At 35.7% G+C, this 14,404-nt stretch carries 13 protein-coding genes; all 13 read left to right on the top strand.

Going from position 1 to position 14,404, the window contains the following annotated elements; all coding sequences use genetic code 11:
• Positions 1-45: 45 nt before the first annotated feature.
• Positions 46-1,164: a glycosyltransferase gene (locus WKT03_RS06030; protein WP_173788963.1), complete on the top strand. Its 1,119-nt coding sequence runs from the start codon at positions 46-48 to the stop codon at positions 1,162-1,164.
• Positions 1,165-1,621: 457 nt separating this feature from the next.
• Entirely contained in the window at positions 1,622-2,815 is a 1,194-nt protein-coding gene (locus tag WKT03_RS06025; protein ID WP_340391201.1) for a glycosyltransferase family 1 protein, read from the top strand.
• On the top strand, positions 2,812-3,870 hold the full coding sequence (locus WKT03_RS06020) for a polysaccharide pyruvyl transferase family protein (protein WP_340391200.1): 1,059 nt from the start codon (positions 2,812-2,814) through the stop codon (positions 3,868-3,870). Before WKT03_RS06025 ends, WKT03_RS06020 begins: the two co-directional genes overlap by 4 nt.
• Before the next feature lie 37 nt (positions 3,871-3,907).
• Positions 3,908-5,152: a Coenzyme F420 hydrogenase/dehydrogenase, beta subunit C-terminal domain gene (locus tag WKT03_RS06015; RefSeq protein ID WP_340391199.1), complete on the top strand. Its 1,245-nt coding sequence runs from the start codon at positions 3,908-3,910 to the stop codon at positions 5,150-5,152.
• The gene (locus tag WKT03_RS06010) at positions 5,142-6,155 is read left to right on the top strand and encodes a capsular polysaccharide synthesis protein (RefSeq protein ID WP_340391197.1); all 1,014 of its coding nucleotides are present in this window, start codon (positions 5,142-5,144) and stop codon (positions 6,153-6,155) included. The genes WKT03_RS06015 and WKT03_RS06010 overlap by 11 nt, the downstream gene beginning before the upstream one ends.
• A gap of 68 nt (positions 6,156-6,223) precedes the next feature.
• Positions 6,224-7,264 carry a glycosyltransferase gene (locus tag WKT03_RS06005; protein WP_340391196.1) on the top strand — a complete coding sequence of 347 codons (1,041 nt, stop codon included), beginning with the start codon at positions 6,224-6,226 and terminating at the stop codon, positions 7,262-7,264.
• A 165-nt stretch (positions 7,265-7,429) separates the two neighbouring features.
• A complete protein-coding gene (locus tag WKT03_RS06000) occupies positions 7,430-7,768 on the top strand; it encodes a hypothetical protein (protein ID WP_340391195.1) in 339 nt (112 codons plus the stop codon).
• Positions 7,769-7,844: 76 nt separating this feature from the next.
• Positions 7,845-8,573, top strand: a complete 729-nt coding sequence (locus WKT03_RS05995; protein ID WP_340391194.1) for an acyltransferase — start codon at positions 7,845-7,847, stop codon at positions 8,571-8,573.
• Positions 8,574-8,576: 3 nt separating this feature from the next.
• Entirely contained in the window at positions 8,577-9,497 is a 921-nt protein-coding gene (locus tag WKT03_RS05990; protein WP_340391193.1) for a glycosyltransferase, read from the top strand.
• Positions 9,498-9,645: 148 nt separating this feature from the next.
• The gene (locus WKT03_RS05985) at positions 9,646-10,803 is read left to right on the top strand and encodes an O-antigen ligase family protein (RefSeq protein ID WP_340391192.1); all 1,158 of its coding nucleotides are present in this window, start codon (positions 9,646-9,648) and stop codon (positions 10,801-10,803) included.
• Positions 10,796-11,767, top strand: a complete 972-nt coding sequence (locus WKT03_RS05980) for a glycosyltransferase family 2 protein (RefSeq protein ID WP_340391191.1) — start codon at positions 10,796-10,798, stop codon at positions 11,765-11,767. Before WKT03_RS05985 ends, WKT03_RS05980 begins: the two co-directional genes overlap by 8 nt.
• A complete protein-coding gene (locus tag WKT03_RS05975; RefSeq protein ID WP_340391190.1) occupies positions 11,752-12,822 on the top strand; it encodes a polysaccharide pyruvyl transferase family protein in 1,071 nt (356 codons plus the stop codon). The genes WKT03_RS05980 and WKT03_RS05975 overlap by 16 nt, the downstream gene beginning before the upstream one ends.
• Before the next feature lie 11 nt (positions 12,823-12,833).
• On the top strand, positions 12,834-14,402 hold the full coding sequence (locus WKT03_RS05970) for a lipopolysaccharide biosynthesis protein (RefSeq protein ID WP_340391189.1): 1,569 nt from the start codon (positions 12,834-12,836) through the stop codon (positions 14,400-14,402).
• Positions 14,403-14,404 lie beyond the last annotated feature (2 nt).

Genomic DNA, 14,404 nt, shown 5'->3' with positions numbered 1-14,404 from the left:
GGATATAATATGGAAGATAAATACATATGTGGAGAATAAGAACAGATGAAGATAGCGATGTTCGGACAAAAAAGAATTCCATCAAGAGAAGGTGGGGTTGAGATAGTTGTAGAAGAACTTAGCACTCGTATGGCTATGGCAGGGCATGATGTGACTTGCTATAACAGACGTGGACATCATGTGAGTGGTTCTGAGTATGATACAAAAGAGAAAAAAGAATATAAGAATGTTAGAATCAAATCTGTTCCTACTATAGAAAAGAAAGGACTTGCGGCAGTATCGTCGTCATTTTTTGCAGCACTTTGCAGTGCATTTGGAGGATATGATGTCGTGCATATACATGCAGAAGGCCCAGCAGCTTTTTGTTTTATACCAAAGATATTTAGAAAAAAGGTTATAGTAACGGTTCATGGATTAGACTGGCAGAGAGAAAAATGGAAGGCAGGATTTGGCTCCAAATATATTCATTTTGGAGAGAAAATGGCAGTCAAATATGCAGATGAAATTATTGTGCTTAGCAGTGAAGTCAAAAAGTATTTTAAAGATACATATGGAAGAAAGACAAGATATATACCCAATGGTGTTACCAGACCAGATAAGATAGAAGCTGATCTAATAGAGAAAAAGTTTGGTTTGAAAAAAGGTTCTTATATATTGTATCTGGGCAGGATTGTACCAGAAAAGGGTGAGCATTATCTGATAGAGGCATTTAAGAATATAGATACAGACAAGAGACTTCTGATAGCCGGTGGATCTTCTGATACAGATGAATATATGGACAAGTTAAAACAGATGGCTGGACAGGATGATAGAATTGTATTTACCGGATTTGTTCAGGGACAGCTATTACAGGAATTGTATAGTAATGCCTATGTATATGTACTTCCAAGTGATCTTGAGGGTATGCCGCTTAGTCTGTTAGAAGCAATGAGTTATGGTAACTGTTGTCTTACTTCGGATATAAAGGAATGTACAGAAGTTGTTGGAAATAAAGCGGTTGCATTTAAAAAATCAGATGTGAAAGACTTGCAGGATAAATTACAGAAATTATGTGATGATAGTAAGTTGGTTGACAATTATAAGAAGCAGGCAGCCGATTATATATGTAAGAAATATGATTGGAATGAGATAGTAGATAAAACATTGCAACTATATAGAAGGTAATAATTATGCGTATATTGATGATTAATAATCTTCTCTAACCAAACACAGGTAGTGAGATGTACATAGTGAAAATGGCGGAAAAATAGCGATAATACGCTAAAAACAAAGGCTTTGCGAGACGAGCATACCTCTTTTCAGTATCACTACCTACTTTCGTATAGAGCAGATGATGTTATCATCAGCCTTTTTAAGTATCACACCCTGCATTATGATATAGCACCTCGGTAATCATTAAGATTCGGAAACGACTATGACTATATCATACGAACGCAGGATGGGAAACAGAGCGAGGAACACGGAGAAAAAACAACGATACCTGCGTTATGAGAAAACGCATTGATTCAGGGGTAAAACCCGATTTTTTATATTAGTGAATAGTTGAATGCAAAGAATTTGATACGCCAAGATTATAGAAATAACATATTCAAGTATTAACGTCACAAATTCGCAATTTAAGTTGGCAGATAAAATGTGTAGTAGACGTGGCAATGCGGAGTTCTGTATTGCAAGCAAAAGAATATATAGGAGAGGAAAAATGATAAGAATCCTTCATTCTGTCAGCAATATGGATCGTGCCGGCATCGAAACAATGCTGATGAATTATTATCGCCATATTGACAGATCAAAAATACAATTTGACTTTTTATGCAATAAGAAAAAACCTGGTGCATATGATGCCGAAATAAAGGAAATGGGCGGCAACATCTATCATACACCTGGCTTGAATCCGGCGAAGTATTCTTCGTATCTAAAATGTATGAAGAAGATTTTTGAAGAGCATCCGGAATACAAAATTGTAGAAGCGCACAACGGAGCTCTTGGAGTATATGCACTTCATGCTGCAAAAGTTAATCACATCCCAGTGCGTATTTTTCACGCACATGGCGCAAGCATTACAAAAGACTGGAAATTGCCAATCAAACTTGTTTGCAAAGCGTTGCTGCCGTCCAATATGAATCAGCACTTTTCTTGCGGAATCGAAGCAGCCAGATGCTATTTCGGAGAAAAGATTGTAGAAAGAAACGATTATGAATTGATTCCAAATGCAATCGAGGTGAGCCGGTTTGTTTTCGACCCAACGATAAGAAATAGAATCCGACATGACAATCATTTGGAAAATAAACATATCATTGGTCACGTCGGACGCTTTATGTCTCAGAAGAATCACACATTCTTACTGGATGTTTTTGCTGAGGTTTCCAAAAGGGATTCGTTAGCACATCTTGTGCTGCTGGGTGACGGTGAGCTGATGGATGCCATGAAAGAAAAAGCAAGTAATCTTGGAATAAAAGATCGAGTGACATTTGTTGGAAATGTAGGCAATGCAAATGAGTGGTATCAGGCATTTGACTGCTTTATACTGCCATCGGTATGGGAGGGACTCCCTGTTGTTGGCGTTGAGGCTCAGGCGGCAGACTTGCCATGCATTTTTTCTTCTGCTGTAACACGTGAGGTTGGTTTGTCAGATCGTGCAAAATTTATCCCGCTTACAGCAGAAATTTCGATTTGGGCAACTGAAATATGTAATGCCTTACAGCAGAATGAACGTAACGATAACACAAAGTTGATAACGGAACATCACTACAACATTGAAATTGAGGCTAAAAAATTGCAGGAGCAGTATTTACAGTTGGCTGGAGAAGTGGAATGAAAATAGGAATTTTAACACATCAATACATCAATAATTACGGCGCATTTTTACAGGCATGGGCATTACGGGAAGCAATTGCAGAATTGTTTCCGAATGATGAAGTACAAATCATAGATTATGTAAATCTGAAGCATTTTATCATCAATGCTGGTGGATGGTTCCGATTTTATAAAAATAAAGAGTCGTTAGCCGATTGGGTACAGAAAATCAGGCTACCTATAACATTTGCAAAAGCTCGAAAGAAATATATGAATCTCACGCCTATATGTTATAAGGCAAAAGATATCGAAAAGCTCGGACTAGACTACGTTGTAGTTGGCAGTGACGAGGTGTGGAATTATCGAGAAACCAAGGGCAATGCAAGGGTTAAGTTCGGCATTGGATTAAATAACGAGAAATTGGTTGCCTATGCACCAAGTGTGGGGCAAACGCATGAATTAAATGTTCCAGAATATGTAAAAGAGGGAATCTTACAGTTTAAAGCAGTTTCCGCAAGAGATCAACTAACAGAGCAATTAGCAGAAGAAATTCGCAACGAAGGAATTGAGCGAGTTACAGACCCAACATTTCTTGTACATATTCCAGATGAGATAGTTTCGAGCGTGTCACAACCGTATATGCTGTTTTATTATTGTGATGGTTTGCCTGAGGCAGAAAAGCAGAGACTTATTGACTATGCTCATCAAAATGGAATGGCTGTGTATGGAGCAGGTGAATGTGATAAACGGTATTCGGATATAACCGTAAATCTCACACCTTTCCAATGGGTCTGGATGTTCCGAAACGCTGCTTGTGTAGTAACCGGAACTTTTCATGGAGCCGTGTTCTCTATGTTGAATCATCGTCAGTTCGCTTGTTATTTGACGAATCCGAGCAGAATACGAAAAGTATCATCGCTTCTTGAAGAATTCGGTTTGACGGATAGGCGCTGCGAAGGAAAAGCGTCTGAAATTATTAAAACACTTGCTAATGAGATAGACTATATTACGGTAGAAAAAAAATTTGAAGAGCGAAGAAATAAGAGCAAAGAGTTTCTTAGAAGAGCGATTCAGTAGGTAACTAAGATAAAAAATATACAGGCTGGATGGAATTATGGGAATAGAACTTTTTGAAAATAAAAAATCGTGTTGCGGCTGTGGTGCGTGCGCAAATATATGTCCCAAAGGGGCAATTACAATGAAACCGGATAAATGGGGATATGCCTATCCAGTTGTCGATTCGAGTCGTTGCGTTTCATGTGGGGCATGCAAAAAAGTGTGCTCGTATCAAAATGGCATTTCATTGCATGAACCGATTCGTGCTTATGCGGCAGTAAATAAAACGCAGCAGCAGCTTGAAAAATCAGCTTCTGGCGGTGCCTTTTCTGCGGTCGCAGCATACTTCTTGAAAAACGAAAGCGTAGTATACGGTGCTGCACTTGACTTTGAAGGAGGGCATCCAATAGCTCACTTGGTTGGGATTGATGATGCAAGTCAATTATGGCGACTTCAAGGATCAAAGTATGTCCAAAGCGCTGTCGAGCAAACATATAAGAAGGCAAAACAAAATTTGGATGCAGGGAAAAAGGTTCTTTTTTCAGGGACACCGTGTCAAATTGCGGGGCTGTATGGATATCTGAAAAAAGAATATGCCAATCTTTGGACAATTGATGTGATATGCCATGGTGTTCCAAATTTAAAATTTTTTGATGATTATCTCAGTATAGAAGGAAAAAAACGAGGTGGAGTCCCGACTGGTTATTCTTTCCGTGATAAAAAACGTGGCTGGGGAATGAACGCAAGACTGGACCTGAGATATTTATCGGGCAAAGAAAAAAGTACTTATATCCCGGCAAGACTAACATCATATAACACATTGTTCTTAGATGGTGATGTCTACAGAGAAAATTGTTATGCATGCCCGTATGCACGTAAAGAGCGCGTATCTGATATGACGATTGGGGATTTCTGGGGAATTGAACGAGAGCACCCTGAGTTGTTAAAACAGAGCGAGTTTGATGAAAAAAAGGGAATCTCCTGCATTCTGGTAAATACTCAAAAAGCTGCTGAATTGTGTGAAAAGCTGTCAGATAGGATGTATTTATATGAAAGCTCGTTCATGAAGATTGCAAAGAAAAATGGGCAGCTTGATCATCCATCGGCTAAATCTGAACGTCGGAAGACTGTTATGGAAATCTATAAAAAATTCGGATATGACGGTGTGGAAAAATGGTTTCGTAAAAAATACAAGAAGCAAATTATTATGCACAGAGTTTATAATGCGATTCCGAGAAAATTGAGGGTGGCATTGAAAAATGCGATAAAAAATAGAAAGGATAAATTGGATTATGTCGGCTAATCATATGAATCTAAAAAGAATATCACATCGTATAAAAGAAGAGTTTGAATCAACGATAGAGGTTGCAAAAGTCGTGGGAATTAAGGGGGCATTTGCAACTTTTAGAGGTAAGGTGGATATTCAGATTATGGTTCATAATGGACATATAGAATATCCTAGGATAAAAAAGCACCTGATGCAAAAGCATGAGGCTATGAATGCTTATTTTGCAAAGGTGTTTACAGAGATGACGGCCGAACGCATTGGAACACTCGACATTCCAAAACAGGATGAGAACTATAAGGATTGCATATGGATTTGCTGGTGGCAAGGACTGGGAAATGCACCTGAAATTGTAAAAAGATGCGTGGCATCTATTCAAAAACACGCCGGGAACCATAAAGTCATCATGATTACCGATGAAAACTATAAGGAATTTATCAGCTTTCCGGCGTGGATTGAAGAAAAATACGCGAGAGGAATTATCACCAAAACTCATCTTTCGGATTTGTTGAGAATTTCTCTTTTAGCACGGTATGGTGGAGTTTGGTTGGATTCTACATTCTTTTGCACAGGGAATTTGGAGCCGTGCTTTAAATCACCAATATGGTCTATTAAGCGCCCGGATTACCGCCATGTTTCTGTTTCTTGTGGAGAGTTTGCAAATTACTCATTCGGATGTACATCTGAATACCGGAAGGTTTTTGCCATTCTGCGGGAATATCTTTTGGATTACTGGAAGCAATATGATTATATGATAGATTATTTGTTTCTGGATTACTTGATTGTTCTTGCAAGAAAGCAAAATGCTTATGTAAATCAGGCATTTAATGAAATTATTCCAAACAATAAAAATTGTGACGAACTTTTGATAATACTGGGGACAGTTTACAATTCTGAAGATTGGGAAAAGCTTAAAGAAAATACAATGTTGTTTAAGTTGACGTGGAAGATAAACTTTCAGAAAGTTATAGACGATAAAAGTACATATTGGGGAAAAATGCTAGGTGGAGAACTTTGCTAATGGAGTGTGTTTGATAGTTTGAACTGAAAATTATAGAGAAGATAGATTAGAAAACTGGAGAGAGATAGATGATTCCAAAGGTTAGTATTGTTGTGCCCATGTATGGAGTGGAGCAATTTTTAAATAAATGCGTCGATAGTTTGTTAGTGCAATCATTACACGATATTGAGATTATTTTAGTTGATGATGGATCACCGGATAGATGTGGAGAAATTGCAGAAGAATATGCGACAAAGGATAATCGCATTAAAGTGATCCATCAGAAAAACAGCGGACTTGGTCCTGCACGAAATACAGGAATGGCAGCCGCAAAAGGCGAATATATAGGATTTGTAGATTCGGATGATTGGACAAATGCTTGTATGTTTGAAATGCTTTATAATGCGGCAAAACAAAATGATGCAGATATTGCTGTTAGTGGACATTGTGATTGGAGATATGGAAAGGTAATAAGAACAAAACGACATCCATTAGCAGGTAGTACGGTAACAAAACGATCCGAAATCGATGAAATACGGAAAAATTTATATGGTCGTAGCATCAATGATAAGGAAACAGAAGCTTTTCCAATGTCTGTTTGGATCGCAATATATAAAAAGACATTGATTGACAATTATCACTTGAATTTTCAAAATATTATTTCGGAGGATGTTATATTTAACATTTCGGCGTACAAATTTGCTAGGAAAATTACATTTACAGGTGATACAGATTATTGCTATCGAAATGAAAACCAAGCATCTATAATGCGAAGTTTTTCGAAAAGCAAATTGAAAAAATATGAAGACTACTTAGTGGCCTTAAAAGAAATAGCAGAACAGGAAAATGATCCGGATTGTCTTATGCGTGTAAAGAGGGCATCGATGAATATTTGTAGGTTGTACGTTGGACAGGTTGCTGATTCATCGATTTCACTCAAAGAAAAAAAGACTTTTGTTGATGCATATGCCAAATCCAAGGTGATTCAAGAGTGCTGGAAAGGGTATCCTGTTGATACTTTGCCTTTACAGCAAAGAATCTTTCAGGTGGCAGTGCAGAAAGGTCACTATGGAGTAGCATTGCTATTAAATGATATTAGGCAGATCTTGAAAAAGAATCTTAAAAAATGAACGAGATCTCGTGAGGAGAAAATTAAATGACAAGGAATGAATTGAAAAGTATCATAGAAAAGGATGTGGCTTTTTATAATTCTTATTCAAAAAAAACACATATTAAAATGATTTTAACTAATAGTCATTTCTATGTAATTAACAAGTATATGAGATTACTGAGATATGAAGAATATTATCGCAAAAAATCTGCGGGGGGGGGGACTTCATGTATTCAATAAAGTGATGGAGTTCATATATTCGAGAAGAAAAAATAAATTAGAAAACACACTTGGATTCTATATTAATCCGAATACTCTTGGAGCGAGAACAATTATTTACCATCATGGCTCAATCATCATTAATAGTGATGCTGTAGTAGGATGTGGATGCAAATTACACGGAAATAATTGCATTGGTAATGATGGAGTATCGTTGAAGGCACCCCACATTGGAAATAATGTTGAAATTGGTGCAGGAGCTGTTGTGGTTAAAAGCTGCTTAAAAAAGGAGCCTGTCTTGTAGGCGTGCCAGCAAAAGAAGTATAGTAGCAACATTTTGCTTTGGAATTCTATGACAAAAATCCAGGTGTATTCTTTAAATGGAGATGGAATACATGCTGTTAAAACAATTATTGAAGAAAGCTATTTATAGAGAAAAAAGTTCTTCGGAAAATTATATTAATTGGTTGCGTAGACAAGGTGTAACAATTGGTAAAGGGTGCACAGTTTATGATCCGAGATCTACACATATTGATACTCAAAATCCTGGAATGCTTGAAATCGGAGATTATGTCAGAATTACAGCTGGAACAACAATTTTGACACATGATTACAGTTTGTCAGTTTTAGCATGCGTCGAAGGCGATATAGTTGGAAGCGTTGAGAAAACGACTCTTGGTTCTAATATTTTTATTGGGAGAAATGCTATAATCTTGAAAGGTGTAACGATAGGAAATAATGTAATTATCGGGGCGGGAGCTGTTGTGACAAAAGACTGTGATAGTAATAGCGTTTATGCAGGAGTTCCGGCACTTAAAATTTGTACGATAGAATCGCTTTATAAAAAGAGAAAAGGAGACGAATTGAAAGCCGCTAAAAGTGTTGCGATAGCCTATTATGAGAAGTTCCATAAAAAACCAGATGAAAAAGTATTAAGAGAGTATCAAATGATATTTACAGATAGAAATAAGATACCGGAGTCATTAGAAATGCTGATGAAAGATACATCAGTAGAAGAAACATGCAAAATGTATTATAAGGAATCTAAACCTCAATTTTCAGATATTGATAGCTTTTTGAAATGGTGTGGGATAGAAGAGGAGAAATGATACGTGGATAAAATTAGCGTTATAATGAGTACATATAAGGAACCCATTGAATGGATACGAAGGGCAATAGAGTCAATTTTAAACCAAACATATAAAAATTTGGAATTTATAATTGTTGTAGATGCTCCTACGTATAAAGAGTTGATTTCTTTACTGAATAACTACAAAGATAAGGATGATAGAGTTAAAGTTGTAGTTAATGATTCCAATATTGGATTAGTAGAAAGCTTAAATAAAGCGTTATCATTATGCAATGGTAGTTATGTGGCAAGAATGGACGCTGATGATATATCGTTGCCGGAAAGATTAACTCGTCAGATTGAGTATATGAACAAAGAAAAATATGATCTTGTAGGATGCTTCTATGAAGTCTTTTATGAGGAGAGAGTTTTACGCATAGCTGAAGTGGCAAAAACTAGTGAGGTATGTGCTAAAATTCTTCAATATGAGAGTTGTTCAGCACATCCAGCATGGCTAGTGCGAAAGAAAGTATTTGATGAGCTTGGAGGATATAGGAATTTTGATGCATGCGAAGATTATGATTTTCTTATAAGAACGTCATTGGCTGGGTATAAAATTGGAAATGTACCTGAAGTCCTCTTCCGATATAGAGATAATCCTAAAAGTATTTCTCATGAGAAAAGCGGAAAGCAATATGCCATAACACAATTGCTAGCAGAAAATTATAGGGGTGGAAGAGAAACCCAAATAGATGAATATCAGTCATATTTGTCAAGCTCGAAATACAAAAAAATCCAAGAAACATATAAAAACATAGCAGACATAGATAGAAAACGATTTTTGGCAGATAATAAGCTAAAAAAAGTGACGTGTTTATGCAGGCTACTTTGCTTTCGCGAGTTTAGAAGAATGAAAGGCATAAGACGAAAGATTAATCAATGGAAGACAATAGAGCGAGTATAAACAGCATTAATATATTTATTGCACACGATATGGGGCAAATAGAAAAAATAATGTATTCTGTTATTTGTAAAATGTTTATATTTGATGAACTATAAAGTGACATGAGGGACAAGTTAATTACCGTTATGTAAAAAAGGAAAGCATGAAGATGAAGATTGAAATAAAAAAAAGCAATATACTTCCATTTTTAGCTGTGGGTACATTGTTTTATTCTTTGTTTCCTATATATATATGGGGAACTGCAATGGCAGCAAATTCAAGGACTATAGCGGTCTGCTTAGGGACGGCTTATATATTAACAAATATAAATATAATTAAATGCAAAAAATATGTATGGCATTTGATGTATATAGCCGTTATAGTACTGAGTTCTTATTTTAATTATCCGCATACATCTGTAAATAATATACTAAATATTATTATACCTGGACTATTTGTTTTGAATATTTTTTTAATACCGGATGTGCTAGTTTCAATAAAAAAGGAAAAAGAACTAATAAAATGGCTTACATTTTATTCGTTGATTTGGCTTGCCTTTTTAACGGTGTCGGTTTATACACAAGTGGGAATTGACGCTGGAGAGTATAATCCGTATTTTATTGGAAATAAATTTAATGCATCATATTTTTATATTATTCTGACCTGCTTGTTTGATTTGAAGCGAATGAGAAACCCAAATAAAAAAACGCGTTTGTTATGGGGGCTTTGCTGGCTTTTTTCTCTGATAACAGTATTAATAATGAAATGCTCGACAGCAGTTATTATGTTGCTGGTCATTAGCATATTGCATTTTTGCGTAAGCAAAAAGAACTTCATATTAAAGCATATCAAGTTCATTATATTTGCACTAATAATTTTTACAACAGCAATTATCTTGAAATTTGATGATATAATTTCATCACAAACAGTAAGCACATTCTTACATGATGTTGGTGAAGTTGGAACTATTGAGAGCAGAGCAAAGATTTATACTTATTTGCCGAATATAATAAGCCAAAAGATGTGGCTTGGATATGGATACAATTCAAATATTGTGGCAAAAGTGATTGCAGGAAATGCACAAAACGCTTTGCTTCATATAATTGTTCAATTTGGCGTTATTGGAGCGGTTGCGTTTATTATGATGACAATATCATCCATTAAATCTGCAATCAAAAAAAATGGCTATGACATAAGACCTGTAATTTATTATATAATAGCATTTATTTTTGCTGGAGTCATTGAAATTACTTTTGGTTTTTATTTCTATTTCTTATTGTCGCTTTTGATAATTGAAAATAGAAAAGAGGTGGCAGAAAATGGATGATTTAATATCGGTGATTGTTCCGGTTTATAATGCGGAAAATACGATAGAGAAAACGGTTGATTCTCTACAACAACAAGAGTATACATCTATAGAAATTATATTGGTAAATGACGGCTCTACAGATAGCTCAAAAGAAATATGTGAAAATTTACAAAAAAGAATCACAGGATTGGCAGTATACTCTATAAAAAACAGTGGACCATCGGCGGCCAGACAATATGGTTTGGATCGTGCAAAAGGAAAATATGTAGTGTTTTGTGATGCAGATGATACAATGGAAAAAACAATGATAAGTACATTGAGTCGTTTCATGCATGAAATGAAATGCCAACTATCAGTTTGTTCGTTTGACAATGGAGCTACCAATAAAGTAGCATCAGTTGATGGCGATATTGAGGCTTGGAATCAAATAGAAGCCATTCAACACTGTTTAACAGATGGTACAGTTGGCGGCTTTTTGTGGAACAAGATGTTTGATTTAAGAATAATTAGGAAATATAATATTCGCTTTGACGAGCAAGTATATTATTGTGAGGATATGGAGTTCGTTGTTGAGTATCTATTACATTGCAAGAAAATTGTGTATATTAGGAAAGCTTTATACAACTATATTTATCAAGAAGGCAGCTTGTCCGCTGGTGATTTTTCATGGAAAAAGTTAACTAATGTTTTGGCTAGAGCAAAAATATTGAATTTACTAAAGGACACAAACCTACACGCGGTAATTCCATTGGCGCAAAAAGAATTGGTATTACAGTCTGTTTATGCAGGTCGTTCAATTGAAAAAGCTGGTGCTTCGAAGGTGGAGAATGTTACAGAAAAACAGTTTCAAGCAATAACTAGCGCAATAACGCAAAATTGCCGTAAATATGGATGCAGTGTTTTGCTAAATGAAAAGTGTTCAATAAAAGATAAGATAAATATTATAAGGTTTGGTTTTTTGAAAAAATGGAAAAGAAATTAAAAGAAAACGTTGCAATAGTAACGATTATCAGTAATAACTATGGAAATAGATTGCAGAATTATGCATTACAAGAAACTTTAAAGAAACTTGATGCCCATGTTGAAACGATACCGATTAGAATAAAGTACGATATAAAAGGAAAGATAAAACTTTGGATAAAGACTGTTGCGTCTGGTTTTATAAAAAAGTATTCAGATGTTTGTTGGGGAATATTTGATCAAAATATAAAATGGAGTAAGTACACGATAGAGAGTTCTAATATCAGCGAACATTATAATTATTTTATTGCTGGAAGTGATCAAATCTGGAATCCGTTATTTGAGTGCAATTCTGATAGAGAATTTCTTACTTTTACAGCAAACGAAAAAAAATTTGCTTATGCTGCTAGTATTGGCTTAGATGAATTGCCCATTAATGAGATGAATAGGTATCGAAAGTATATTTCATCGTTTAAAAATGTATCGGTTCGAGAGAAAACGGCAGCTGATATTATTGAAAACTTGGGATGCGCTAGACCAAAAGTGGTATTAGACCCTACAATGCTTTTAAATGAAGAAGATTGGAAGAAAATTGTTAATCAAAGTAAGCTGAGGATAAAAGGACGATATGTTGTAGCATATTTTCTTGGGATTCGCACGGCAGAATATGATGCGTATATTACTCAAAAATCAATAGAAATGAAGGCGGATTTGATCGATATTGCGCAGCTTCCCCAAGATCAAAAAAGAAAAATCGGTCCGGCAGAATTTGTTTCACTATTATATTATAGTGAGGCCGTATTCACAGATTCTTTTCACGGCACAGTATTTTCAATACTTTTCCATAAGCCGTTTATTGTGTTTGAGAGACCGTATGAAGATGGTTATGGTAAAATGTCTTCAAGGCTGGATACATTACTTGAGACATTTGAATTAGAAAAACATAGGGTGAGTTGTATGGAGCAACTTTCAAAAATTCAGATGGATTGTGATTCCTCAAAAGTAAATGAGATACTTGAAAAAAGGAAGAAAGATTCAGTGAACTTTTTAAGGGAAGCACTGAATAGACAAGAATAAGAGGTTCAGTTGTGGCAAAGATAGAGAGAACAAAGAATGCAACTAGAAATATTATATTTGGAGTTATACTAAAGGTGTATCAGATACTTGTGCCATTTTTAATGCGCACAGCTATGATTTACCTTATGGGAGTTCAGTACTTGGGACTGAATTCTTTATTTGCTTCTGTTCTGCAGGTTCTTAATCTAGCAGAACTGGGTGTTGGATCAGCAATGATTTATAGTATGTATAAGCCGATTGCGGAAGACAACAATACAGCTATATGCGCATTGATGAAGTTATATAGAACCTATTATAGAATAATTGGATTTATTATTGCTGCAGTGGGGCTGGCTCTTACTCCATTTATTCCTAAACTGATTTCCGGGGATGTCCCACAGGGGATAAACATATATGTGCTCTATCTCCTGAATTTGGGTGCAACCGTACTTTCCTATTGGTTATTTGCTTATAAAAACAGTATTTTGCAGGCACATCAGAGAGTGGATGTTGTAAGCAAAGTGACGCTTGTTACAAGTACGGTTCAATATGCATTGCAGCTACTTGTGTTATGGGCATTTAAAAACTATTATTTGTATGTAGTAGTTTTACTGGCGATCCAGGCTCTAACCAATATAACAACCGCAATTTGCGCGGATAAGTTATATCCACAATTCAAACCAGCCGGTCAGGTTGCAACGGAAGAAAAGAAAGCTATTAATGGAAGAATCAAAGACCTCTTTACTTCAAAGATTGGTAGTATTATATATGATTCTGCGGATACGATCGTGATTTCTTCCTTTTTGGGACTTACTGCATTAGCGGTATATCAGAATTATTTTTATATTCTCAACGCTATTACTAGTTTGATTACAGTTGTTTTCTTTGCCTGTACAGCGGGAATAGGAAATAGCATTGTTGTGGAAACAAAGGAGAAAAACTACAGGGATTTTAATAAGTTCACCTTTATTATCTGCTGGGGGGCTGGATTCTGTTCGGTGTGTCTACTTTGCCTGTATCAGCCTTTTATGGAACTGTGGGTTGGTAAGAATCTGATGCTTTCTTTCTCAGCAGTTATTTGTTTTGTAGTGTATTTCTTTGTAAGGCAGATGAATTCTCTTTTTAATATGTATAAAGACGCATCCGGAATGTGGCATGAAGACCGTTTCCGACCATTGGTTGCGGCATTAACAAATTTGATTCTAAACCTAATCCTTGTTCAGTTTATTGGCATTTATGGCATTTTGATTTCGACTGTTGTTGCTATTATTTGCGTTGGAATGCCATGGCTTTTGCACAATCTATTTACTGTGATTTTTGAAAGAAAGTACCTTCTGGATTATTTGAAAAAACTTTTATACTATTGCATCATCATCCTTATCAGTTGCGTTGTAACTTATGCTATTTGTGCAAAAATCAACTTTGGATTGCTCACGACACTTATCGTTCGAGGTATTGTGTGCGTTTTGATTCCGAATGTTATTTATTTGGCTGCTTATAAAAAGAAAATGGAATTCAAGGATTCTCTTACTTTGATAAACAAAATGACTAAGGGAAAACTAAAGGGTCTTTTTTCTAAATTAGGGATGACAGAATGCTAAAA

It is taken from the genome of Coprococcus sp. HCN-4056 (assembly GCF_037892645.1).
In the GTDB taxonomy this organism is placed as follows: domain Bacteria; phylum Bacillota; class Clostridia; order Lachnospirales; family Lachnospiraceae; genus Coprococcus; species Coprococcus ammoniilyticus.
The sequence above is the reverse complement of the archived record's forward strand: the minus strand, read 5'-3'. Positions and strand labels throughout refer to the sequence as shown.